22 protein-coding genes are annotated in these 24,231 nt (G+C 72.5%); 10 read left to right on the forward strand and 12 right to left on the reverse strand.

What is annotated here, in order from left to right:
- Window positions 1–11: 11 nt before the first annotated feature.
- Complete coding sequence (locus JMJ56_RS20615) at window positions 12–683, reverse strand: VTT domain-containing protein (protein ID WP_202833653.1); 672 nt, start codon at window positions 681–683, stop codon at window positions 12–14.
- The gene (locus tag JMJ56_RS20620; protein ID WP_202833654.1) at window positions 680–1,471 is read right to left on the reverse strand and encodes a glycosyltransferase family 2 protein; all 792 of its coding nucleotides are present in this window, start codon (window positions 1,469–1,471) and stop codon (window positions 680–682) included. Before JMJ56_RS20620 ends, JMJ56_RS20615 begins: the two co-directional genes overlap by 4 nt.
- 110 nt (window positions 1,472–1,581) lie before the next feature.
- Here JMJ56_RS20620 and JMJ56_RS20625 point away from each other — a divergent pair, with 110 nt between their 5' ends.
- From JMJ56_RS20625 to JMJ56_RS20640, 4 genes are all read left to right on the forward strand, one after another.
- Window positions 1,582–2,655 carry a COX15/CtaA family protein gene (locus JMJ56_RS20625; RefSeq protein WP_202833655.1) on the forward strand — a complete coding sequence of 358 codons (1,074 nt, stop codon included), beginning with the start codon at window positions 1,582–1,584 and terminating at the stop codon, window positions 2,653–2,655.
- Window positions 2,652–7,586, forward strand: a complete 4,935-nt coding sequence (locus JMJ56_RS20630) for a PAS-domain containing protein (RefSeq protein WP_202833656.1) — start codon at window positions 2,652–2,654, stop codon at window positions 7,584–7,586. The genes JMJ56_RS20625 and JMJ56_RS20630 overlap by 4 nt, the downstream gene beginning before the upstream one ends.
- 64 nt (window positions 7,587–7,650) lie before the next feature.
- Window positions 7,651–9,093: a metalloprotease TldD gene (gene tldD / locus JMJ56_RS20635; RefSeq protein ID WP_202833657.1), complete on the forward strand. Its 1,443-nt coding sequence runs from the start codon at window positions 7,651–7,653 to the stop codon at window positions 9,091–9,093.
- Window positions 9,090–9,560, forward strand: coding sequence for a GNAT family N-acetyltransferase (locus tag JMJ56_RS20640; protein WP_202833658.1), 471 nt, complete (start codon window positions 9,090–9,092; stop codon window positions 9,558–9,560). The genes tldD and JMJ56_RS20640 overlap by 4 nt, the downstream gene beginning before the upstream one ends.
- On the opposite strand, the gene JMJ56_RS20645 is transcribed toward JMJ56_RS20640, so the two are convergent.
- Genes JMJ56_RS20645 through JMJ56_RS20655 form a run of 3 tightly spaced genes read right to left on the reverse strand, consistent with a single transcriptional unit; the run spans window position 9,529 to window position 12,282 of the window.
- Entirely contained in the window at window positions 9,529–10,059 is a 531-nt protein-coding gene (locus tag JMJ56_RS20645) for a TspO/MBR family protein (protein ID WP_202833659.1), read from the reverse strand. The genes JMJ56_RS20640 and JMJ56_RS20645 overlap by 32 nt on opposite strands.
- Before the next feature lie 57 nt (window positions 10,060–10,116).
- On the reverse strand, window positions 10,117–11,463 hold the full coding sequence (locus JMJ56_RS20650; protein ID WP_202833660.1) for a glutamate--cysteine ligase: 1,347 nt from the start codon (window positions 11,461–11,463) through the stop codon (window positions 10,117–10,119).
- Between the two features lie 12 nt (window positions 11,464–11,475).
- A complete protein-coding gene (locus JMJ56_RS20655) occupies window positions 11,476–12,282 on the reverse strand; it encodes a 16S rRNA (uracil(1498)-N(3))-methyltransferase (RefSeq protein WP_236038112.1) in 807 nt (268 codons plus the stop codon).
- On the opposite strand from JMJ56_RS20655, the gene ubiA reads away from it, so the two are divergent.
- From ubiA to JMJ56_RS20670, 3 genes are read left to right on the forward strand one after another with little or no spacing between them, the layout of a single operon-like run.
- A complete protein-coding gene (gene ubiA / locus JMJ56_RS20660; protein ID WP_202833661.1) occupies window positions 12,281–13,180 on the forward strand; it encodes a 4-hydroxybenzoate octaprenyltransferase in 900 nt (299 codons plus the stop codon). The two genes, JMJ56_RS20655 and ubiA, sit on opposite strands and share 2 nt — an antisense overlap.
- Window positions 13,177–13,821, forward strand: coding sequence for a class I SAM-dependent methyltransferase (locus tag JMJ56_RS20665; RefSeq protein ID WP_202833662.1), 645 nt, complete (start codon window positions 13,177–13,179; stop codon window positions 13,819–13,821). Before ubiA ends, JMJ56_RS20665 begins: the two co-directional genes overlap by 4 nt.
- A 31-nt stretch (window positions 13,822–13,852) precedes the next feature.
- Complete coding sequence (locus JMJ56_RS20670; protein WP_236038114.1) at window positions 13,853–14,251, forward strand: type IV secretion protein Rhs; 399 nt, start codon at window positions 13,853–13,855, stop codon at window positions 14,249–14,251.
- On the opposite strand, the gene JMJ56_RS20675 is transcribed toward JMJ56_RS20670, so the two are convergent.
- From JMJ56_RS20675 to JMJ56_RS20700, 6 genes are all read right to left on the reverse strand, one after another.
- Entirely contained in the window at window positions 14,226–15,482 is a 1,257-nt protein-coding gene (locus JMJ56_RS20675; RefSeq protein WP_202833664.1) for a hypothetical protein, read from the reverse strand. The two genes, JMJ56_RS20670 and JMJ56_RS20675, sit on opposite strands and share 26 nt — an antisense overlap.
- Window positions 15,479–16,378 (reverse strand): LLM class F420-dependent oxidoreductase, encoded by a 900-nt coding sequence (locus JMJ56_RS20680; protein ID WP_202833665.1) that lies wholly within the window; start codon window positions 16,376–16,378, stop codon window positions 15,479–15,481. Before JMJ56_RS20680 ends, JMJ56_RS20675 begins: the two co-directional genes overlap by 4 nt.
- 63 nt (window positions 16,379–16,441) lie before the next feature.
- Window positions 16,442–17,236, reverse strand: coding sequence for an ABC transporter ATP-binding protein (locus tag JMJ56_RS20685; RefSeq protein WP_202833666.1), 795 nt, complete (start codon window positions 17,234–17,236; stop codon window positions 16,442–16,444).
- Window positions 17,237–18,010, reverse strand: coding sequence for an ABC transporter permease (locus JMJ56_RS20690; protein WP_202833667.1), 774 nt, complete (start codon window positions 18,008–18,010; stop codon window positions 17,237–17,239).
- Window positions 18,010–18,960, reverse strand: a complete 951-nt coding sequence (locus tag JMJ56_RS20695; RefSeq protein ID WP_202833668.1) for an ABC transporter substrate-binding protein — start codon at window positions 18,958–18,960, stop codon at window positions 18,010–18,012. Before JMJ56_RS20695 ends, JMJ56_RS20690 begins: the two co-directional genes overlap by 1 nt.
- A 76-nt stretch (window positions 18,961–19,036) precedes the next feature.
- The gene (locus JMJ56_RS20700) at window positions 19,037–19,786 is read right to left on the reverse strand and encodes an SDR family NAD(P)-dependent oxidoreductase (protein ID WP_202833669.1); all 750 of its coding nucleotides are present in this window, start codon (window positions 19,784–19,786) and stop codon (window positions 19,037–19,039) included.
- A gap of 151 nt (window positions 19,787–19,937) precedes the next feature.
- Here JMJ56_RS20700 and JMJ56_RS20705 point away from each other — a divergent pair, with 151 nt between their 5' ends.
- The 3 genes from JMJ56_RS20705 (at window position 19,938) to JMJ56_RS20715 (ending at window position 22,667) form a co-directional block, all read left to right on the forward strand.
- A complete protein-coding gene (locus JMJ56_RS20705) occupies window positions 19,938–20,918 on the forward strand; it encodes a cyclase family protein (protein ID WP_202833670.1) in 981 nt (326 codons plus the stop codon).
- Between the two features lie 19 nt (window positions 20,919–20,937).
- Complete coding sequence (locus JMJ56_RS20710) at window positions 20,938–22,008, forward strand: C-terminal binding protein (protein ID WP_236038116.1); 1,071 nt, start codon at window positions 20,938–20,940, stop codon at window positions 22,006–22,008.
- Between the two features lie 101 nt (window positions 22,009–22,109).
- Entirely contained in the window at window positions 22,110–22,667 is a 558-nt protein-coding gene (locus JMJ56_RS20715) for a RidA family protein (protein ID WP_236038118.1), read from the forward strand.
- 113 nt (window positions 22,668–22,780) lie between these two features.
- Here the strand turns inward: JMJ56_RS20715 and JMJ56_RS20720 are convergent, their stop codons facing one another.
- A complete protein-coding gene (locus JMJ56_RS20720) occupies window positions 22,781–24,190 on the reverse strand; it encodes an MATE family efflux transporter (RefSeq protein WP_202833671.1) in 1,410 nt (469 codons plus the stop codon).
- Window positions 24,191–24,231 lie beyond the last annotated feature (41 nt).

Below are 24,231 nucleotides of genomic sequence, written 5' to 3' on the forward strand. Positions count from 1 at the left end.
CTCCGCGGGCGCTACTCCTCCAGCGCCCGCCCCGCCCGGTGCTGCCTGAGCAAGGCGAAGCCGATCGCCACCGACCCCGCCAGCAGCATGGCCGAAAGCCCGAGCTGCCAGGCCCCGTCCACCCGCACCCCCTTGCCGAGCAGGGCGAAGACCACCGTCTGCGGCAGGTAGCCGATCGCCGAGGCGGCGAGGAACGGGGCAGCCGCGATCCCCGCCATCCCCGCCAGCAGGTTGAGCGCCAGGTTATTGCCGAGCGGCAGCAGCCGCAGCGCCAGCGTCGCATCGAAGGGCCTCGACGCCAGCAGGTCGCGCAGCGGCCTGAGCCGCCGCCCGAGGCGCCCGGCCAGCCTTCGCTCCGCCCAACCCCGCCCGACCAGCCGCGCCCAGGCGAAGGACAGCGCGCAGCCAAGCAGCTGCGCCAGCAACGCCAGCCCCGTCCCCACCACCACCCCGAAGGCATAGCCACCGAGGAAGGCGACGCCCTGGCGAGGAATGCCGACCGCCGTCGCCGCCATCCCAACCAGGAGGAAGATGCCCTCCCCCCATAGACCCCGCCCGCGAATGGTGCGGTCCACCCATTCCGTCCCGAGCAGCTCGCCGAGCGCCCTGAGCAGCAGCCCCGCCGCCACCAGCCCCGCCGCCAGCACCAGCAGCTTGGCGACGGCCCGGCCGCGCTCGCTCACTCCCCGGCCACCGTTTCGACCACGGGGCGGGAGCCGCGGCGTTGCAGCCAGGCGACGCCGAAGAGGTCGAAGATCGAGACCGCCAGCCGGTCCAGCGTCCCGTAATTCGAGCGCCCGCGCACCCGCGGCCGATGGTTCACCGGCTCGCTCACCACCTGCCCGCCCTGACGCAGCACAAGCGCCGGCAGGAAGCGGTGCATGTGGTCGAAATGCGGCAGGTCGAGGAAGAGCGCCCGCGGGAAGACCTTCAGCCCGCAGCCGGTATCCGGCGTCGCATCGCCGAGCAGCCGGGCGCGGATGCGGTTGGCGATGCGGCTGGAGCGCCGCTTCACCCAGCTGTCCCGCCGCGTCACCCGGTGCCCCGCCACCAGCACCGGCGCCGGCTCGGCCTGCATCTCCCCCCGGGCCCGGGCCAGCAGGCGGGGGATGTCGGCCGGGTCGTTCTGCCCGTCGCCGTCGAGGGTGGCGATCCAGGCGCCGCGCGCCGCCTTCACCCCGGTGATGACGGCGGCCGACTGCCCGCAACTCGCCCGGTGCCGCAGGTGCCGCAGCGGTGCGGTACCCGCCGCCTCGCGCAGCGCCGCCGGCGTCCCGTCGGTCGAGCCATCGTCGACATAGACGATCTCATGCGCCAGCCCGGCCAGCGCCGCCTCGATCTCGGCGACGAGCGGGGCGATGTTCGGCGCCTCGTTGCGTACCGGGATGACAACGGAGATCAGGGGAGGGTTGGCCGGGGCCGCCAGGGGGGTATCAGCCGGAGCACCGGCCGCATCGGGGGCGGTCTGCATCGCGCCGCTGCGGTAGCAGTCACGCAGCCAGGCCGCAAGCCGCGCCGATTGTTTCGCCGGGGTGGCGTTCGATTGGTGTCCTTGCCGCCTCGCAGCCCTATACTAAGGGGATGCCTTTCGATGCCCCCTCCACGCGCCCGGTCCGCAGCCGGGCAGCCCCCCGCGCCATCGGCCTCTGGCTGCTTGGCGTGGCCGCCATGGTCTGGGTGATGGTCGCCCTCGGCGGCGCCACCCGCCTCACCGGCTCCGGCCTGTCCATCATGGAATGGGCGCCGCTCTCCGGCACCCTGCCGCCGCTCTCCGATGCCGAGTGGCAGCGCCTCTACAACCTCTACCGCACCATCCCGCAGTACGAGCTGGTCAACCAGGGCTTCGGGATCGAAGGCTTCAAGCGGATCTTCTGGCTGGAATGGGCGCACCGCCTGTGGGGCCGGCTGATCGGCCTCGCCTATGCCCTGCCGCTCGCCTGGTTCTGGCTGCGCGGTGGCATCCCGGCGGGATACAAGGGACGCCTCCTGCTGCTGCTGGTGCTGGGCGGCCTGCAGGGCGCGGTCGGCTGGTTCATGGTCGCCTCCGGCTTCGAGGCGGACCGCACCACGGTCTCGCCCTACCGGCTCGTGATGCATCTCGGCCTGGCGCTCGGCCTCTTCGCGGCGCTGACCTGGACCGGCCTCAGCCTGCTGCGTCCCCGCCCCGCTGAAGCCCCGCCCGCCACCCGCAGCATCCGCCGCCAGGCCAAGGCCGCGGCCTGGCTGCTGGTGGCGGCGATGCTCGCCGGCGGCTTCGTCGCCGGCAACCGGGCCGGGCTCGCTTACAACACCTTCCCGCTGATGGAGGGGCAGCTGGTGCCGCCGGGCTACTGGCCGATGGAGTCCGCCTGGGCCAACCTCACCCTCGATGTGGCGACGGTGCAGTTCAACCATCGCCTGCTGGCGAGCCTCGCGGCGCTGGCCGCGTTGGGCGCCGCCTTCGCCGGCTGGCGCCGCCTGCCGCCCGGCTTCGCCCGCCGCGCCTGCCTCGGCCTCGGCGGGGCGGTGGCCCTGCAATACGTCCTCGGCATCGCCACCGTGCTGCATGCCGTGCCCGTCTGGCTCGGCACGCTGCACCAGGCCACGGCCGTCCTGGTGCTGACCGCGGCGCTGCTGGCGCTGCATGGCCTCCGCGCTCCGGAGAGAGCTTCATGATCGAGGGCGAAACCGCCATCGTGCCGTGTGCCAACGAGGGTGCCCTGCTGCAGCTGGTGCTCGACAGCATGCGGCACGGCATCGCCCTGTTCGACGCCGAGGACCGGTTGGTGGCAGCGAACGAGCTGGCCCGCCGGCTTGGCGCCATCCCGGGCGACACGCTGCCGATCGGCGCCAACCTCATGACGATCGTCCTGGCCCAGGCCGCCGCCGGCGAGTTCGGCGATGCTGAGGCCGTCGAGCAGCGCATCGCCTCCACGCGCAGCTTCGACCGGCGCGCGCCCCACCGCTATACCCGCACCCGCCCCGACGGCACCGTGCTCGAAGTCGCCGCCGACCCGACGCCGGATGGCGGCTTCATCGTCACCTACAGCGACATCACCGCCCGCGCCCGCGCCGAGCAGGCCGCCCGCGACCGCGCCGCCCTGCTGAGCGCGGCTCTCGACTCGATGCAGCATGGCTGCCTGATCTACGGGCCGGACGACCGTCTCCTCGCCGCCAACGCCCTCGCCGCCTCCAGCGCCGGCCTGGCACCGGAGGAGCTGGTCCCCGGCCGCCCCCGTGCCGAGCTCATCGCCCTTCAGCATGCCCGCGGTGCCTTCGGCAGCGGCGAGGCCGCTGCGACGGAGCGGGACCGGCTGCTCCAGCGCCCGGCCGGCGGCTACAATGAGATCACCCGCTCCACGCCGAACGGGCGGGTCGTCAAGGTCGCCTCCAACCCGATCGGCCCCGACGGCGCCGGGGGCCATGTCGTCACCTATACCGACATCACCCCCATCGCCCAGGCCGAGGCCGCCTCGCGCGCGCGCGCCGAGCTGCTCCAGACCATGCAGGAGACGATGCGGCACGGCATCGCCCTGTTCGGCCCGGACCAGCGGCTGATCGTCGCCAACGACCTCGCCGCCGAGCTGGCCGGCCTCCGCCCGGAGGAGATGCCGCCCGGCACGACCCCGGCCGGGATCGCCGCCCTTCAGCGTGCCCGCGGCCTGTTCGGCGAGGAGCCGGAGGCCGTGTCCAGCCACGACCGCAACCGGCCGCGTGCCCTCCGCCGCCGGCTGCATGACGGCCGCATCGTCGATGTCCGCTCCGACCCGACGCCCGATGGCGGCTTCGTCATCACCTGGTCCGACGTCACGCCGCTGATCGAGGCCGAGAAGGCGGCCGAGGCGCGTGCCGCCACGCTCCAGGCCATGATCGAGAACATGCGCCACGGCGTCGCCCTGTTCGACCCCGAGGGCTGGGCGGTGGCGGCCAACCGCCTGATCCACGACCTGGCCGGCCTTCCGGACGGGATGACGGTGCCGGGGCGGCACATCAGCGAGCTGATCACCGCCCAGCGCGACGCCTCCGCCTCCGGCGACCCCACGCTCGACGCGATGCACGCTTCCCAGGCCCTTGCGGCCGACCGCTCGAAGCCGCAGCGACATACCCGCCCCTCGCGGGACGGCCGGATGCTCGACGTCGCTTCCGATCCCATGCCGGATGGCGGGTTCGTCATCACCATCACCGACATCACCGCCCTGACCCGCGCCGAGGCCGAGCTGCGCCAGCGCGCCGAGCTGCAGGAGGCGATGCTGCACGCCATCCGCCACGGCATCGCCCTCTACGATGCCGATCACAGGCTGATCGCGGTGAAGCGCCTCGGCAGCGGCCAGGGCAGCCTCCCCTTCCCCGAAGGCGATGGGCCGATGCCGCCCGGCACCTCCATGGTCGACATCCTGCGCCGCCAGGCCGCGATCGGTGGCCTTGGCCCCGAGCCGGAGCGGGAGCTGCAGCGGCTGCTCGCGCTCGACCGGCGCGAGCCCCACCGCTACATGCGCCGCACCAGCGACGGGCGGCTGATCGAGATCCATTCCGACCCGATGCCGGATGGCGGCTTCTCCATCGCCTTCGCCGACGTCACCCCCCTGGCCCAGGCGGAGCAGGAGGCGCATTCCCGCGCCGCCATGCTGCGCGCCGCGCTCGATACCATGCGGCACGGCTTCATGCTCTTCGGCCCCGACCGGCGGCTCCTCATCTCCAACCGGCTGGCCAGCGAGATCGGCGGGCTCTCGGCCGAGGAACTGGCGCCGGGCACCAGTCTCGACGACCAGCTCCGTCGGCAGCATGCCCGCGGCATGTACGGCGCGCCGCCGGAGAGCGACGAAACCCTGACCCGGCTGCTGGCGGCCGACCGCAGCCAATCCTGGCGGCGCACCCGGCACATGCCGGACGGCCAGGTGGTCGAAGTCTTCAGCGACCCGACGCCCGATGGCGGCTTCGTCGTCACCTTCACCGACATCACCGCCCGCGCCGAGGCGGAGGCGGAGGCCAAGAGCCGCGCCCGCGACCTCCAGGTGACGCTCGACAGCGTGCGCCATGGCATCGCCCTCTATGGGCCGGACCGCCGGCTGATCCTCGCCAACCGCCTGGCCGGGCCGCATCACGGGCTGCCCGGCCTGCCCGGGCGCACCGGGACCCTGTTCGACGACATCCTCCGCGAGCAATACGCCCTCGGCCATTTCGGCCCGGAGCCGGAGGCGAGCCGGCGCTACGCCACGGCGCTCGGCCGCGACCGCTCCCAGCCGGCGCGGATCCAGCGCCGCATGCAGGACGGCCGGGTGATCGACATCGCCAGCGACCCGACGCCCGATGGCGGCTTCGTCATCACCCAGTCCGACGTGACCGCCCTGGAGGAGGCCAAGGCCGAATCCTCCGACCGCGCCACGACGCTCCAGCTGATGCTCGACAACATCCGGCACGGCATCTCCTATTTCGGCCCGGACCGCCGGCTGATCGCCTGCAACCGCCTGGCCGAGGAACTGGTCGGCGAAGACGGCCGCGTTCCGCTGCGGCCCGGCGATTCGCTCGAGACCATCGTGGACCGCAGTGCCGTCGTCGGCTCCTTCGGCACTGCCGAGGAGACCGCGGCGATCAAGCAGGCGCGGATCCACCTCGATCGCAGCAAGCCGGATCGATACCTGCGCCGTACTGGCGGCGGCCGACTGGTCGAGATTTCCTCCAACCCGGCGCCGAATGGCGGCTTCGTCGTCACCCATTCCGACGTGACCGAACTCCTGGAGGCGCAGGAGGCCGCCGCCGCCCGCGGCGCCCAGATCCAGCTCATGATGGACAGCATGCTGCACGGCATCGCGCTGTTCGACCGGAAGCACCGGCTGGTGACCGCCAACCTGCTCGCCGCCCGCCTCAACGGGCTCGACGCAGCCGCCTTCGAGCCGGGCCGCGCCTGGAGCGAGGTGGTCGCGGACATATCCGCCGCCGGCCTGCTCGATGCCGGGGAGATCCCGAGGATCGTCGCGGACGACTACAGCCGCCCGCTCCGCTTCGTCCGGCCCGGCGCGGATGGCCGGGTGATCGAGGTCACCACCAACCCGACGCCGGAAGGCGGCTTCGTCACCACCTATACCGACATCACCGCGCTCACCCGCGCCGAGGCCGCGGCGCGGGAGCGGGCCGGGGTCTTGCAGGTGATGCTGGAGAATACCCGCCACGGCATCTGCTACTACGGTCCGGACCGCCGGGTGATCGCCGCCAATGCCCTCGCCGCCGAGTTCGGCAGGTACTCGCCGGGCACCCTCCGCCCCGGCCGCAGCATCGAGGAGCTGGTGGAGGACCAGCTCGCCCGCGGTGTCGGCGGCGAGAGCGGCGCGCGGGCGGCGCAGCTCGCCCTCGACATGGATCGCAGCCAGCCCTCCCGCTACACCCGCCCGACCGCCGATGGCCACATCATCGAGGTCACGTCCGACCCGACGCCGGGCGGCGGCTTCGTCGTCACCACCGCCGACATCACCCCCCTGGTCCGGGCGGAGGAGGAGGCGCGCAGCCGCGCCGCCATCCTCCAGGCCATGCTGGACAACAGCCGCCAGGGCATCATCCTCTTCGACATGGTCGGGCGCGTCGTCGCCGCCAACGGCATCGCCGCCACGCTGAACGGCCTGCCGCCGGATGCGATCTGGCCCGGCCGGCCGATCCAGGCACTGATCCAGCTGCAGGCCGACAACGGCGATCTCGACGCGGCAGCCTTCGCCGACGCCCTGGCGATGGTGCCGCAGGACCGGCCCTGGACGGTGCCGTCCACCCATCTCCGGACGCTCAACGGGCGGAAGGTCGAGATCACCACCGACGGCGTCGGCTGCGTCGGCTACATCCGCAGCTACCGCGACACCACCGACGAGCTGCGCGCCCGTGCCGAGCTCGAGCGCGCCCGCGACGCGGCCGAGGCCGCCAACCGCGCCAAGTCCCGCTTCCTCGCCACCATGAGCCACGAGCTGCGGACGCCGCTCAACGCCGTCATCGGCTTCTCCGAGGCCTACCTGATCGACAGCGACCCGGCCCGCCGGCTCGACTACGTGCAGTCGATCCACGAGGCCGGGCGGCACCTGCTCTCGCTGATCGACGACATCCTCGACGTCACCCGTTCGGAGACAACCGGCTTCCAGATCACCGAGGGCCATGTGGCGGTGCTGCCGCTGGCCGAGGGTGCGGTGCAGATGATGCAGGCGACGGCGGCGACGACCGGCATCACCCTCGGCGCCGCGCTGCCGCAGCGCCTGCCCCTGCTCCGCGCCGACGAGCTCCGCTTGCGCCAGGTGCTGCTGAACCTCCTCGCCAATGCGGTGAAGTTCACCCCCTCCGGCGGCAGCGTCACCCTCGGCGCCGAGATCGCGCCCGAGGGCGACCTGGTGCTGAAGGTCAGCGACACCGGCATCGGCATCGCCGCGGCCGATATCCCGCGCGCCTTCGAGCCATTCACCCAGCTCGATTCCTCGTTGTCGCGGCGCTTCCCCGGCTCCGGCCTCGGCCTATATCTGTCAAGGGCGCTGGCCGAGGCGCAGGGTGCGACCCTCACCCTGGAGAGCAAGCCCGGCCAGGGCACCACCGCCTTGCTGCGCTTCCCGAAGGACCGCCTGCTAGCCGACCTGGCCGCCTGAACCCCGTTTTTTCATCGCGTGATCGACGCCTCCGGTCCGGCGATCACGCTCTAGGAGCCCCACTATGCCGCTCGACACGCCGCTTTCGGTCACCGATCGCCTCTTCTTCGCCGAGGAAGGCCTCGACCGCGCCGGCGCCGAGCGCCTGGTCCGCGAGGCGCTCTCCGGCGCCGACGATGGCGAACTCTTCCTCGAATACCGCGAAAGCGAGGGCATCTCGCTCGACGATGGCCGCATCCGCTCCGCCACCTTCGACGCCACCCGCGGCTTCGGCCTGCGTGCCGTGGCCGGCGAGGCGGCCGGCTATGCCCATTCCGGCGAGATGTCCGAGGCCGCGCTGAAGCGTGCGGCGGAGACGGTCGGCGCCGTCCGCCACGGCCATTCCGGCACGCTCGACCTCGCCCCGCGCTCGACCAATGCCCGGCTTTACGCCGATGGCAACCCGCTGGCGCTGCTCGATTTCGGCGCCAAGACCGCGCTCCTCGGCGAGATCGACGCCTTCGCCCGCGGCCGCGACCCGCGCGTCGCGCAGGTGATGGCCTCCATCTTCGGCGAGTGGCAGGCGGTGCAGATCATCCGCCCGGACGGCACGCGCGTCGCCGACATCCGGCCGCTTGTCCGCCTCAACGTCGCCGTGGTGGTGGAGCAGGACGGGCGGCGGGAGACCGGCAGCCACGGCCTCGGCGGCCGCTTCGACTATGCCCGCATCCTCGCCGCCCCGGTCTGGCAGGCGGCGGTGGACGAGGCGCTGCGCCAGGCCCTCGTCAACCTCGACAGCGTCCCGGCCCCGGCCGGGGAGATGGAGGTGGTGCTCGGCCCCGGCTGGCCAGGCATCCTCCTGCACGAGGCGATCGGGCACGGGCTGGAGGGCGACTTCAACCGCAAGAAGACCTCGGCCTTCGCCGGCCTGCTCGGCCAGCGCATCGCCGCCCCGGGCGTCACCGTCATCGATGACGGCACCATGCCCGACCGCCGCGGCAGCCTCACCGTCGATGACGAGGGCACGCCTTCCAACCGCACCGTGCTGATCGAGGACGGCATCCTGACGGGCTTCCTGCAGGACCGGCAGAATGCGCGGCTGATGGGCGTCGCCTCCACCGGCAACGGGCGGCGGCAGAGCTACGCCCACATCCCCATGCCGCGCATGACCAATACGGTGATGCTGGGTGGGGAGCATGCGCCGGAGGAGATCCTCCGCAGCGTGAAGCGCGGCCTCTACGCGGTGAACTTCGGTGGCGGCCAGGTGGACATCACCAGCGGCAAGTTCGTCTTCTCCGCCTCCGAGGCCTACATGGTCGAGGACGGCAAGCTCGGTGCCCCGGTGAAGGGCGCGACGCTGATCGGCAACGGACCGGACAGCCTGACCAAGGTGACGATGGTCGGCAACGACATGGCGCTCGACCCGGGCATCGGCACCTGCGGCAAGCAGGGCCAGGGCGTGCCGGTTGGCGTCGGCCAGCCGACGCTGAAGCTCGCCGGCCTCACCATCGGCGGCACCGCCGTATGAGCATCCGCCAGGCCTGGCCCGAGGAGGCGCCGGTCCTGGCGGCCATCGTCGAGCGGGCCTACGCTCCTTGGGTCCCCGTCATCGGCCGCCGCCCGATGCCAATGGAGGATGACTACCCTGGCCGCATCGCCGCCGGCGAGGCCTGGGTGCTGGAGGAAGCCGGCGCGCCCGTCGCGCTCGTCGTCATCGAGCAGCACCCGGACCATCTGCTGCTCGACAACATCGCCGTCGACCCGGCCCGCCAGGGCCGCGGCGAGGGGCAGATGCTGCTCGATTTCGTCGAGGCCGAGGCGGCGCGGCGCGGTCTGCCGGAGGTGCGGCTCTACACCAACATCCTGATGGAGCGGAACATCGCCCTCTATGCCCGGCGCGGCTATGCCGAGACCGGGCGCGAGGTGCAGAAGGGCTTCAGCCGCGTCTTCATGGCGAAGCCCGTCAGCGGTTCCGCCGCCACAGCTCCTCGCTGAGCAGCGCCGCGAAGCCGATCCAGGCGGCATAGGGCACCGCCATCCAGGCCGCCGGCGGATCGACCTTTCGCGCCGCATCGACATAGGCGACGGCATTGGCGACAGTCGCCCCCGCCTCCACCGTCGCTGCCCCCAGCCGACGCTCGCCGAAGCCGAGCCAGAGCCAGAGCGCGTTCAGTACCTGGATGCCGAACCAATGGCCGAGCGCCCTCTCCCGCGCCGCGCCGCGCGGGGCGGTCCAGATTCGCAGCCCGGAGAGCGTCAGCAGCGCATAGAGCGGCCCCCAGATGGCGAAGGCCGGATCGGGCGGGTTGAAGGGCGGCTTCTCCAGCCGCTCATAGTCGCGCCGGATGCGCCCATGCACCGGCGAGGGCGAGTAGCGCGCCGCGAACAGCGCCGAGGCCAGTACCGCCCCGCCCGTCACCAGCAGGCCGAGGCCGATATCCCGCTCGCGCCCGCCCCGCGGCACCGCCGCACGCCGTACCAGGGACCCGTCCATCGCCCGCACCTCCCGCCTGTCAGAGCGGAAACCGCAACCGGACAGACAGGTTCCGCCTCAGATCTCCGCATGCAGCAGCGCCCGCGCCGCATCGCCGCCCCAGGCCCGCTCATAGAGATGCAGCAGCCGGTCCGCCTGGGTCAGTCCGCTTGCCGCGATCTCGTCGAGCGGCGCCAGGTAGACCTCTTCGCCGAGCCCCCGCGCCCGCAGCCCGTCCCGCGCGATGGCGAGCACGTCGAGCGCCACCTCCCGCACGCGCCGGCCGCGGATGCCGGCCGTCAGCGCCTCGCGCGGCACCGCCGCCCGCAGCGCGCGGATCTCCTCCAAAGACCAATCGCGGATCAGCGCTGCGGCCGCCTTCTGCGCCGCGTCGTCGTAGATCAGCCCGACCCAGAGCGCCGCCTGCGCCACGATCATCCCAGGGGCCCCGACATCGGAGCCACGCATCTCGAGGAAGCGCTTCAGCCGCACATCGGTGAAGGCCGTCGTCACGTGGTCGGCGAAGTCGCCGATCGTCGCTCGCTCGCCGGGCAGGACGCCGAGCCGGCCATCGAGGAAGTCGCGGAAGCTGGCGCCCGCCGCATCCAGCCAGCGCCCCTCGCGCATGACGAAATACATCGGCACGTCGAGCAGCCAGTCGGCGAAGCGCTCGAAGCCGAAGCCCTGCTCGAAGACCACGCCGGGGATGCCAGTGCGTGCCCCGTCGGTATCGGTCCAGACCTGCGCCCGCATGCTGCGGAAGCCGTTCGGCCGCCCCTCGGTGAAGGGCGAGTTGGCGAAGAGCGCCGTCGCGACCGGCTGCAGGGCCAGGCTGACACGCAGCTTCTCGACCATGTCGGCCTCGTCGCCATAGTCGAGATTGGCCTGCACCGTGCAGGTGCGCTGCATCATGTCGAGGCCGAGCGAGCCCACCGTCGGCATGTAGCGCCGCATGATGGCGTAGCGGCCTTTCGGCATCCACGGCATCTCGGCGCGCGAATGCGTCGGGTGGAAGCCGAGCGCGGCGAAGCCGACGCCCATCGGCCCGGCCACCTGATGCACCTCGCGCAGATGCGCCTCAAGCTCCAGATGCGTCGCATGCAGGTCGGCTTGCAACCCGCCCGACAGCTCCAGCTGCCCCGCCGGCTCAAGGCTGATCGAGGCACCGCCGCGCTTCAGCCCGATCGGCTTGCCGTCATCGAGGATCGGCGTCCAGCCGAGCGCCGCCAGCCCCTCGAGGATGGCACGGATGCCGGCCTCCCCGTCATAGCCCGGACTCACGAAGCCGGTTCGGGTGAAGCCGAATTTCTCGTGCTCGGTCCCCACGGTCCATTCGCCGCGCGGCTTGCTGCCGGCGGCGAACCACTCGGCCAGCTGCCGCCGGTCGGTGATGGGCGTCAGGTCCGCTTCGCCAGGATTGGACATCCCCGCCTTCCGTCATGTCCCGGCCCGGGCGGAACTGCCCAATGCCCTGTCGCCAATGGATATCGGTTGATCGTCCCAGTCGCCGGCCAGCGCCTGGAGAAGCGCGAGCCCCGCAACCGCCGCCGTCTCCGCCCGCAGGATGCGGGGGCCGAGGCTGGCCGTCGAAACAAAGGCGCGCCGCGCCAGATCGTCAAGCTCCACCCGTTCGAACCCGCCCTCCGGCCCGACGAGCCACGCCCAGGGGGCGTGCATCCCCTGGGCGACACGACCGAGCGACGGGCTTTCCCGCCGCTCGGCGCCGACGAGCAGGGGTATCCCATCCCATGCATCGAGCACCGCCGGCAAGGGGCGGGCCGGCTCGACCCTGGGCAGGCCGAGCCGCTCGCACTGCTCCGCCGCCTCCTGGGCGATGGCGGCTAACCGTGTTGTGTTCACCCGGTCCGCCACGCTCCGCCGCGTGAGCACCGGCTGGATGAGGCCGATGCCGAGTTCCGTCGCCTTCTCCACCACCCATTCCATCGCGTCCCGCTTGAGGGCGGCGACCAGCAGCCGGGTATCGGCCTGCGGCGCCTGGGGCCGCGCCAGCCGCTCCGGGGCCAGGGTGCAGCGGTCCTTGCGGATGGCGGCGATGCGCCCTTCCCACTCGCCGTCCCGCCCGTTGAACAGCAGCACGGCATCGCCCGGCGCGCGCCGCATGACGCTGCCGAGATAGTGCGCCTGGCCCGAAGTGGCGGGCACCTCGCGCCCGGCCTCGAGCGGTTGATCCAGATAGAGCCGCGGGATGGACATGCCGCCCTTTCGCTGGAACAGAGGGCGCATGCAAGGCTTCACCGATATCGAGGCGCAGGGCTGGGTCGCCCGCCTGCCGCAGGGCTGGCGGCCCTATGCGCTGCTCGCCCGCTTCGACCGGCCGATCGGCTCCTGGCTGCTCTTCCTGCCGGGCCTCTGGGCCTTCGCGCTCGCCGCGCCGGGCTGGGCCGAGGGGCTCCGCCTCGCCCTGCTCTTCGGCATCGGCGCCGTCGCCATGCGCGGTGCCGGCTGCGTGGTGAACGACCTCTGGGACCGCGACATCGACCGCCGCGTGGAACGCACCCGCGGCCGCCCGCTCGCCGCCGGGACGGTGACGCCCTTCCAGGCCCTGGTCTTCCTCGCCGTGCTCTGCTGCATCGGCCTCGCCGTGCTGCTGCAGCTGAACGGCACGGCGATCCTGCTCGGGGTCTGCTCGCTGCTGCCGATCCTGCTCTACCCGCTGGCCAAGCGGGTGACGAACTGGCCGCAGGCGATGCTCGGCCTCACCTTCTCCTGGGCCGCGCCCGAGGGCATCGCCGCCGCGACGGGCCGGGTGGATGCGGTGGCGTTGATCCTCTGGGCCGCGGCCTTCTGCTGGATCCTCGGCTACGACACGATCTACGCGCATCAGGACCGCGAGGACGACGCCATGGTCGGCATCGGCAGCACGGCGCTGCGCTGGGGCGAGCGGACGCGGCCTTTTCTCGCCGCCTGCTACACCGCGATGCTGGCGCTGCTCGCCCTGGCCGGCTGGGCCGGCGGCCTCGGCTGGCTCTATCTCCCGGCGCTGCTCCTGCCGGCCGCGCTGCTGGCCCGCCAGGTCGTCCGGCTCGACATCCACGACCCGGCGCTCTGCCTTCGCCTGTTCAGGGCGAACCGCGAGGCCGGGCTCGCCGTGGCCCTCGCCTTCCTGATCGGCCGGCTGTGAGCGACACCGAGGCCTTCCTCCGCGCCCACACTGCCATCGCCGCCCCGGCCCTGGTGCCGGAGATCAGCCTCCACCTCGCCACCGAGATCACGCCGATCTGGCAGGCGACCGAGGCCTGGCTGGCGCAGGAGGGGATCGAGCCGCCCTTCTGGGCCTTCGCCTGGCCCGGCAGCCAGGCCATGGCGCGGCTGATCCTCGACGCGCCGCCCCATGCCGCCGGCCGCCGCGTGCTGGACTTCGCCGCCGGCTGCGGCCTCGCCGCCATCGCCGCCGCGCAGGCGGGCGCGGCGCTGGCCGAGGCGGCGGAGATCGACCCGCTCGCCATCGCCGCCATCCGCCTGAATGCCGCGCTGAATAACGTGGCGGTCACGCCGCTCGACGGCGACGTGGTCGGCGCGCCCTGCCGCTGGGACCTCATCCTCGCCGGCGATGTCTGCTACGAGGCGCCGATGACTGCCCACATCCTACCCTGGCTCCGCGCCATGGCGGCGGCCGGGGCGGAAGTCTGGCTGGCCGATCCGGGCCGCGCCTATGTGCCGCGCGAGGGGCTCGCGGAGATGGCCCGCTTCGCCGTCCCGGTGACGCGGGAGCTGGAGGACCGCGACATGCGCGAGGTGACCATTGCCCGCCTGTTGCCCTGATCCGGCCATGGGCCCGGTGCAGCATGGCGCAATGGTCCGCCTCCTCCTGCTTCTTCTCTGCTTCGCCACCGGCGCCGCCGCGCAGACCGAGCGCTTCTACGATGCCCAGGGTCGTTCCACCGGCCGGGCCGAGACCCACGGCGGCGTCACCCGCTTCTATGACGCCCAGGGCCGCTCCGCCGGGCGGTCCGAAGCGAGGGGAGACGCCACGCGCTTCTACGACGCACAGGGGCGAAGCACGGGCCGGGCCAAGGGCGGCCGCAGCTACGATGCCATGGGCCGCTCGACCGGGCGGGCCGAAACCCATGGCGGCACGACCCGCCTCTACGACGCCGAGGGGCGCAGCACCGGCCGGATCGAGGACCGGGGCGGCAGCTGGCGGGCCTATGACGCGCAAGGCCGCGCTACCGGACGGGCCGACCGGCGGTAGCGACTTCCAGGAACCTGATCAGCGCCGCCATCGCCGCCGGGTCGCCAAGGCGCTGCACCGGCATGGTCGTCCCCGGCGTCACCACATCCGGCCCGCGGGTGAAGAGGTCGGCCACCGTCTCCGGCGTCCAGGTAATATCGCCCCGCGCCAGACGCGGCGAATAGGGATAGCCCGGCAGGCTGCCCATCCGCCGGCCGAAGATACCGTGCAGGCTCGGCCCCGCCATCGGCCCCGAATCGGGCGCAAGCGCGTGGCACGCACGGCAGGCGCCGAAGACCCGGGCGCCCTCCGCGTCAGCCCCGGCCGGCAGCGCCTCCTCGGCGACCGGAGCGAGCGGGCCGAGCGGGTTGCCGGTCGAGGCATCCCAGCGCCGCACCACCCGGTCCTGCCCGCCGGTCCAGAGCATCCGCCCATCCATGGCGAAGGCGACCGACCAGACCGGCAGGCCGGGCCCCTCCAGCGTGGCGAGCAGGCGCCCCTCGGCGAGAGACCAGAGCGTGACGCTCCCGCCGAGCGAGGCCGCCGCCAGCCGCCCGCCACCCGTGGCCAGCGCCACCACCGGCCGGTTGCCCGCGGCCCATTCCCGCACCGCGCCATCGTCACCGATCAGCCGGACGATGCCATCCGCCCCGCCCGCGGCCAGCCCGCCGCCGGGCAGGGCCAGGAGCGCATGCTGCGGCAGACCGAATTCGGCGAGCACCTGCCCGCCCTGGCCATCCCAGGTCCGAACCGTTCCGTCATAGCCGGCGCTCGCCCAGCGCGTGCCTGTCCATGCGATGCCGTTGACCGGGCCCTGATGCCCTTCCAGCACCCGCGCCGTCCCATCGGCGGACCAAAGGCGAACCATCCCATCCCAGCCGGCGCTGCCCAGCATCCCATCCGGCCCTGCCGCGAGCGCCGCGACGGGCGCCCGGTGCCCCTCCAGCACCCGCATCGGCTGCGCCGCCCCGCCCGGCGGCCAGAGGGCAATCCGCCCATCCTCTCCGGCGCTGGCGAGGCCGCCGCCCGGCAGCGCGGCGAGGGCATTCACCGCCCCGCCATGCCAGCGGATCACCCGCCGCGCCTGTGCCCGCTCCGGATCCCAGAGGATCACCGCCTGATCGAAACCCGCCGAAGCCAGACCATCCGGCAGGACGGCCAGCGCCCGCACCGGCCCGCCATGGCCGCGCAGCTCCTGCGCCCCGGCACCGAAGCCCAGCAGCAGCAGCGCCGCGGCCAGCCGGAGCCTCACAGCAGGTCGGCCACCGCCGCCTGGTAGCGCCGCATCACCGCCAGATGATCGGCAACGCCCCGCCCGGCGATCCGCTTGTGGTGCCGCCGCCCGAAGGTGTTGGTGAGGGTGAGATGCGTCGCCCCCTGCGCCTTCCAATAGGCCGCCTCCCGACGCCACTCCGCCTCGCCGCCGACGCCGCCCGAGATCCAGACCTCAAGCCCGATCGCGCCCGGGTCCCGTCCCGCCGCCTCGGTCAGCCGCCGCAGCTTGGCGAGTTCCGCTTCGATCTCCGCCCCCGGCGGATAGGCATTCATGATCCAGCCGTCGCCGAGCGTCGCGATCCGCTCCAGCGTCTGCTCCACATGCCCGCCGAACCAGACCGGGACGCGCCGGTTCACCGGCATCGGGTTGATCCCGGCATCGTCGATCCGGTGCCAGCGCCCCTCGAAGCTGACATGCGGCTCCGCCCAGAGGCGCTGCATCACCTCGACCTGCTCCGCGCTGCGCCGCCCGCGGTTGGAGAAGTTCTCGTTGAGCCCGGTGAACTCCACCGGGTTCCACCCGACGCCCACGCCGAGGCGGAACCGCCCGCCGCAGAGCAGGTCGAGGCTCGCCGCCTGCTTCGCCACCAGCACTGCCTGGCGCTGCGCCAGGATCAGCACCTGGGTGGAGAACTCGGTCGTCGGCCGGCAGAGGCCCGCAAGGAAGCCGAAGCAGACGAAGGGGTCGTGGAACAGGTCGGCCGAGGTGTTGCGGTCGCCCCAGTCCGGGCGGCTCGCCACATTGACGCCGAGCACATGGTCGGCAAGGCCGAGATTGGTGTAGCCGATGGCTTCCGCCTCGAGGGCGAAGTCCCGCACCACCCCCGGCTCGCCGCCGATATCGCCGAATGGCAGCATCACGCCCAAGCGCATCGCCCTGTCCCCTCGCCTGCCTTCGGGGATTAACGGCCAATCCGGCGCGACGGTCGAGTCGCCCTACCCGGCCGCCGCGATCGCCTTCCGCACCTCCTCGCGGATTTCGCCCATCAGCCGCGCCTTGAGCGCTCCGAATTCCGGCGTCGTCTTCATCGTCCAGTCGCGCGGATAGGGCAGCGGCACCGGCACCTCCGCCTTCACCCGCCCAGGCCGGGCCGACATCACCAGCACCCGGTTGGCGAGGAAGATCGCCTCGTCGATGTCATGGGTGACGAAGAGCACCGTCTTCCGGTCCGCCTCCCAGATTTCCAGCAGCAGCTCCTGCATCAGCTCCCGCGTCTGGTGGTCGAGCGCCCCGAAGGGCTCGTCGAGCAGCAGGATCTCCGGGTCGTTGGCGAGCGCCCGCGCCAGCGCCGTCCGCTGCTGCATGCCGCCCGAGAGCTGGCGCGGCCAGTGGTTCTCGAAGCCACGCAGCCCGGTGCGGGCGATGAAGCGCGCCGCGACCTCTGCCTGCTGCGCCTCCGGCAGGCCGCGCTCGCGGAGGCCGTAGCGGATGTTCCCCTCGACCGTCAGCCAGGGAAACAGCGTATAGGACTGGAAGACCATCCCCCGGTCCGGCCCCGGCGCCGCGACCGGCGCGCCGTCCAGCATCACCTGCCCCGCCGTCGGCCGGTCGAGCCCGGCGACGATCCGGAGCAAGGTCGATTTGCCGCAGCCGGACGGCCCGAGGATGGCGACGAACTCGCCAGGGCCGACGGCGAGGTCGGTCGGCTGCAGGGCGAGCGTCGGCGCGCCGCCCCGCTGGCCGGGGAAGCTCCGCGTCACCCCGGCGATCCGCAAGGTCTTGGCCGACATCTACAGCACCGCCCAGGGAAACAGCCGCCGGTTCACGGCCTTGAACAGCAGGTCCGTCACCAGCCCGATGATACCGATGACGGCGATGCCGAAGATCATCTGCCCGGTATCCAGCAGCCGCTGGCTGTCCATGATCATGTGGCCGATGCCGCTGGTCGCGCCGATCAGCTCGGCGACGATCACATAGGTCCAGGCCCAGCCGAGCACGAGGCGCAGCGTCTCCGCGATCTGCGGCGCCGCCGCCGGGATGACGACGCGCCGGAGGATGGCAAGCCGCCCCGAGCCCAGCGTCCTCGCCGCCTCGACGAGGTCGGGCCGCGTCGCGCCCGCCACGCCCGCCACCATGATGACGAGCTGGAAGACGCTGCCGATAACGATGACGGAGAGCTTCTGCGCCTCCCCCACCCCCGCCCAGAGGATCAGCAGCGGAATGAAGGCGGAGGCCGGCAGGTAGCGGGCGAAGGACAGGAACGGCTCGAAGAAGGCCTCGATCGGCTTGAAGGCGCCCATCAGCAGCCCGAGCGGCACGGCGACGGCGGCGGCGATGAGGAAGCCCCCCACCACCCGCCAGATCGTCACCGCGATGTCGCCGAGGAAGCCGAATTCCGTCAGCAGAGACCAGCCCGCCAGCAACGTCTTGCCCGGCGAGGCGAGGAAGAGCGGCGGCACCCAGCCGCCATAGGTCGCCACGCCCCAGGCCGCGATGAAGACCGCGAAGAAGCCGGCCCCCAGCGCGATCCGGGCGCCGGGCGAGACCGGCTTGAGTGGTTCCATCAGCCGAGGAACTGCGTGTCCAGCAGCTTCGCCAGGTCGACATTGCCGCGCACCACGCCCGTCTCTCTCTGCACCTCGAGCGCCTTCCGCTGGAACTCGGGCAGGCCGGAGGCGACATAGGCCTTGTTCATCGCCTGATCCTGCCACTCGATATACTGCGCGCTGGCCTTGAAGGCCTCGCCCGTCTGGTTCACCCGGCGGCCCATGATCTCGAAGCTGCGGTCCGGCTCCGCCTTGATCATCGCCAGTGCGTCGTACCAGCTCTTCACCACCCGGCGCACCGCCTCGGGGTTCGCCTGGATGAAGGCCGGCTGGAAGGCGAGGGTGTCGACCACGCAGGGATGCTGCACGGTGGTGGCCAGGATGCGCCCCTTGTCCTCGCCCATGCCGCGGACCTGGGAGAGGTAGGGCTCGTAGGTCGAGCAGCCGTCGAACTGCCCGGCGACGAAGGCCTGCGCCGCCGGCTGCGGCGCCAGCGTCGCGGTGGTGACGTCTTTGATGGAGACGCCGTTCTCCCGCATCATGTAGGCGAGGACGAAGTAGGGCGTGGTGCCGGCGCCGTCGACCGCGATGGTCTTGCCCTTCAGCCCCGCCCAGCCGCCGATGCCCGGCCGCACCGCCACGCCATCGCCGCCCTTCGAGCGGTCGAGCACCAGCACCTGCACCAGCGGCGCCGCGCTCGCCCAGAGGATCATGGTGTCGACCGTCGTCACCACGCAATTCAGCGAACCGCCGACCAGCGCGAGGTTGCGCTCGCGCTGGGGCACGAATTTGGTCTCGACCTCGAGCCCGTTCGCCTTGAACAGCCCCGCCTGCTCGGCCAGCGTCAGCGGCGCGAAGCCGGTCCAGCCGGACATGCCGATGGTGATCTTCGGAAAGCTCTGCGCGCGGACGAGCGCGGGCGCGGCAAGGCTGGCGGCGGAAGCGGCCAGGAGGCTGCGGCGAAGCATGGGCGGGACACTCCTCGGGTCGCGCAGAAGCTATCGAACCGCTCCGCCGGCGCAAGGCTTTCTTGCGCCGCAGCAATCAAGCCGTGATCCCGCCGTCCACGTGGATCACCTGGCCCGTCACGTAGCCGGCCGCCGGCGAGGCGAGGAAGGCGATCGCCGCCGCCACGTCCGCCGGCTCGCCCAGCCGGCGCAGCGGGATGCGGGCGATCCGCTCCTCGAAGGCCTTGGGGTCGAGCGCCGCATGCGCCCCCGCATCCTTCTTCGTGAAGCCCGGCGCCACCGCATTCACCGTCACCGCCGGCGCCCATTCGATGGCCAGCGCCCGCACCAGCGCCTCCATCGCCGCCTTGGCCGCGGCGGAAGCGGGGAAGAGCGGCTGCTCCAGCCGGAAGACATGGGCGACGAAGGAGGAGACGGCAATCAGCCTGGGCGCATTCCCCCGCGCCAGATGCGGCCCTGCCGCCCGCGCGAGCCGGAGGAAGGCGAAGGCGATCGCATCGTGGCTCGCGGCGAAGGCGGCATCGGAGAGCGTCCCGGCCGGCGTCCGGTCGGCGAAGCCGGCATTGGAGACGAGCACGTCGAGCCCGCCCATCCGCGCAGCGGCCTCCTCCACCAGCGCCCCCGGCGCCGCCGGCTCGGCGAGGTCGGCCAGCAGCACATGCGCCTCCGCGCCTGCGGCCCGCACCGCCTCGGCGACGCGCTCCGCCCCCTCGCGGTTCTTCCGCGTATGGACGGCGATGGCCACCCCCGGCCCAGACAGCGCCCGGCAGGTGGCCGCCCCGATGCCGCTCGCCGCGCCGGTGACCAGGTAACGCCGCTCCGCCATGCTCCACCCCCTTTATCCGCCCGGCCATGATGCGGCCGCCGGGGCGCCGGCGGAAGCGCCACCGCTCCGGCGTGGTGCCGGCGGAGAGGCCATGCCAGCATCCGGTCGGCGACGGAGAGCGCCTTCAGCAAGCTCATTTCGGAGGAACACCATGAAGACCTTGTCACGCCGGGGCATCTTCGGCGCCCTCGGGTGCCTCTGCGGCACCCATCTCGGATTGCAGGCCACGCCCGTCCAGGCCCAGACCGGCTGGCTGCCCCCCGCCCCCGCCGACCGCTGCCCCAGCCGCTGGGGCCCCAACGACCGACGCGGCGCCATGAACCTGATGACGCCCGACCGCGCCAAGCGCGCCGCCGGGCTGATCCGGACCGGCGAGATCGTCGAACTGGGCCAGACGCTGTCGCAGCAGATGCCCTTCTTCGGCACCCGCCGCTTCGACCAGCACCTGAAGCAGATGTTCATGAACCCCGAGGCCAACCGCCGCGGCTCCAACGAGGAGGTGGTGGTGGCCGAGATCGGCCAGGTCGGCACCCAGCTCGACATGTTCCCGCACCAGACGATCGGCGACGAGACCTATAACTGCGTCAAGGTGCCAGGCATCTCCTCGCGCGGCGGCTTCACCGAGATGGGCGTCGATACCGTCGGCACCATCTTCACCCGCGGCGTCCTGCTGGACATCGCCGCGCTCAAGGGCGTGCCGGTGCTGGGCGACACCTACGAGATCACCGTCGCCGATATCGAGCAGGCGCAGCAACGGCAGAACATCCGCATCGAGGAGGGCGATGCCGTGCTCTTCCACACCGGCTGGGGCACGCTCTGGGCGCGCGACAACGCGCGCTACGTCCGGTCCTGCCCGGGCATCGGCATCGCCGCGGCGCAATACGTGATCCAGCGGAATCCGATCCTGATGGGCGCCGACAACTGGCCGGTGGAGGTGTCGCCGAACTCCGACCGCAACATCAGCCTCCCGGTCCACCAGATCGCGCTTGTGGTGAACGGCGTGCACCTGCTCGAGAACATGAAGCTTGACGTCCTGGCGCAGCGCGGACAGGGCGAGTTCGCACTCATGGTGCAGCCGCTGAAGATCAAGGGCGGCAGCGGCAGCACCGTCGCCCCCAGCGCGCTGTTCTGAGCCTGCCGCCGGGGGCGGGTTGCCGGCCCGCCCCCGGCCCGTCATCCTCCGCCGCCTTGCCATCCAGGAGGAAACACGCGTGGTGCTGACGGTGCTCGAGCCCGAGGGGCTGTACCCGGATACCATCCCCGAGCAGGAGATCCTCGGCCCCGGGGTCCGCATCATCCGCGGCAACGCCAAGACCAGCATCGCCGAGCTGCCCGACGAGATGCTCGCCGAGGTGGACGGGCTGATGACGCTCCGCATGTGGGTCCCGGCCGAGCAGATCGCCCGCTTCCCGAAGCTGAAGGTCATCGTCCGCATGGGCGTCGGCTATGACCGGGTGGACCGCGCCGCCGCCGCCGCGCGCGGCATCACCGTCTGCAACCTGCCCGACTACGGCACGCAGGAGGTGGCGGAGTTCGCCGTTCTCCTGGCGCTGTCGCTGCGCCGCGGCCTCATCCTCTACCACGACACCCAGCGCGGGCCGGACCCGGCGCCCTGGGCGGTGATGCAATCCCCGCTGCACCGCCGGCAGGAGGTGCAGACCTTCGGCATCCTCGGCCTCGGCCGCATCGGCTCGGCGGCGGCGCTGCGGGCCAAGGCCTTCGGCTACCGCGTCGTCTTCTACGACCCGAACCAGCCGAACGGATGGGACCGCGCGCTCGGCATCCAGCGCGTCCGCAGCATGGACGAGCTGCTGGCCCAGTCCGACGTGCTCTCCATCCACTGCCCGCTGACCCGCGCGACGCGTGGCCTGATCGGCGAGCGGGAGCTGCGCCTGCTGCCGAGGAACGCCGTGGTGGTGAACACAGCCCGCGGCCCCATCCTCGACATCGACGCGCTGGAGCGGGTCCTCCGCGACGGCCACCTCGCCGGTGCCGGCCTCGACGTCATCCCGGGGGAGCCGCCGGCCGAGCCCTTCCCCTCCCTTCTCCGCGCCTACCGCGCAGGGGAGGAGTGGCTGCGCGGCCGCCTGGTCATCACCCCGCACATCGCCTTCCACACGCCGGAGGCCTGGCGGGACATCCGCATCAAGAGCATCGAGACGATGCGCGACGTGCTGGTCGAGGGCCGCAACACCAATGTCATCCCGCCCGGGAGCGAATAGGGCCCGCGGCCCCCGTCCTGCTTGAACCGCTCCAGGCACTGCATGCATCCTGGCAGTACCGCCCAGGTCCCAAGGGCGGCTCAGGCGGAGGTGAAGGTGCCATGCAAAGGCTCGATCGCCGATCAGTTCTCGCCTTCGGGATGGCGGCATCGGCCGCCGCCCTGGCGCCGGGCCGCGCCCTCGCCCAGGCCCCTGCGGCGGGGTCCGCCGAACAGCGGCTTCGGGAGCGCGGAATAGAGCTGCCCAGGTCGGGCGCCCCGGTCGCCAACTACGTCCCAGCCGTGCGGACCGGAAACCTGGTCTACCTCGCCGGCACGGGCCCTATCAGGCCCGACGGCACCTTCGCCACCGGCAAGGTCGGGAAGGACGTATCGGTGGAGGAGGCGTACCAGCATGCGCGCCTCACCGGCCTGGTGCTGCTGTCGGCGCTGCGTGGGGCAGTGGGCAGCCTCGATGCCGTGACCCGGGTGGTGAAGGTGCTCGGGATGGTGAACGCGGTGCCGGAGTTCACCGACCACCCGAAGGTCATCAACGGCTGCTCTGACCTGTTCGTGGAGATCTTCGGCGATCGCGGGCGACACGCACGCTCGGCCGTCGGGATGGGATCCCTGCCCTTCGGCATCAGCGTCGAGATCGAGGCGATCTTCGAGGTCGCCTGAGGCAGATTCCTGCTCCCACCTCCGAGCAGGGTCCATTGGCCGCCATTGGGCAGGCCAAGCACGAGAAGGGCGGGACAGCTGCGCATGGCCCGGGCCCTCCGAAGGGGCCCGCCTCATGCGCCGGCGAAGGCTTCTCCTTCGCGCGACGCCACGGACAGCCGCCGCCAGCGCAGCAGCAGCAGCCCGGCGACCAGCCCGACGCCGGCCGCCAGCCCCAGCCAGATCCCCGCCGGCCCCACACCCGCCCAGACCGCGAGGCCGAGCCCGACCGGCATCCCCACCCCCCAATAGCCGAGCGCCGCCATCAGCATCGGTACCTGCGTGTCCTTCAGCCCGCGCAGCGCCCCGGCCGCCACCACCTGCACCCCATCGGTCAGCTGGAACAGGCCGGCGATGGTCAGCAGCCCCGCCGCCATGGCAGCCACCGCCGCGGCCTGCGGCTCCGCCGCATCGAGGAAGGCCCAGGCGATCGGCCGCGCCCCGAGCACGAACAGCGCCGCCATCACCAGCATGAAGCCGGCCCCGAGCCCGATCGCCACCCAGCCGGCCCGCCAGGCCCCGGCCGCATCGCCCCGCCCGGCCATGATGCCGACCCGCGCCGTCGCCGCCTGGCCGATCCCCATCGGCACCATGAAGCTGAGCGCCGAGACCTGCAGGGCGATGGCGTGCGCCGCGACGGCAGCGGCGCCGAACCAGCCCATCGCCAGCGCCGCCGCACTGAACACGCCGATCTCCAACAGCATCTGCCCGCTGATGGGGAGGCCGATGCGGAAGACCTCCCGCAGCCGCGGCCAGTCGATCCGCCAGAACCGCCCGAGCAGCCGGAAGCGCCGGAGCCGCCGGTCCCGCGCAATCAGCACGAGCAGCGCCCCCAGCATCAGCAGGTCGGCGAGCGCGCTGGCGAGCCCGGCCCCGACCACCCCGAGCCCCGGCCACCCATAGGCGCCGAAGACCAGCAGCCAGGCCAGCGGCGCATTGGCGATGACCGCCGCCCCCGTCACCCAGAGCGCCGGCCCCGGCCGGTCCATGGCGGCGAGGAAGCCGCGCAGCACGATGAAGCCGGAGAAGGGAATCAAGCCCCACATCATCGCCCGCAGATAGGCCCCGGCGCCCGCCGCCAGCGCCGGCTCCTGCCCGAGCGCCAGCAGGACCCGCTCGCCATGCCAGAGCAGCAGCAGCGAGGGCACGAGCAGGACGACCGTCGCCACCAGCGCGCTCCGCGCCCCGCGCCGCATCTCCCGCACCCAGCCGCGCGCGGCCCCGCCGCGCCGCTGGCCCATGCCGCGCGCCTGCGCCATCACCGGCGCCGCGGCGAAGGCGGTGCCGAGCGCCGGCGCCATCATCAGCCAGTAGAGGTTGGCCCCGAGCGTCCCCGACGCCAGCGCCTCGGTCGAGAACCAGCCGAGGATGAGCGCATGGGTGGCCGCCATCGCATGCTGGCTCACATTGGTCAGCGCCAGGGGCCAAGCCAGCCCGATCGTCGCGCGCGCCTCGGCCCACCAGCCGGGGCCGCGTGTTTCCATCCCTATCATGCCGGGGGATGTAGTCGCTCCCGGCCCGCTTG

Origin of the sequence: Belnapia arida, assembly GCF_016773205.1 — a bacterium.
Taxonomy (GTDB): domain Bacteria; phylum Pseudomonadota; class Alphaproteobacteria; order Acetobacterales; family Acetobacteraceae; genus Belnapia; species Belnapia arida.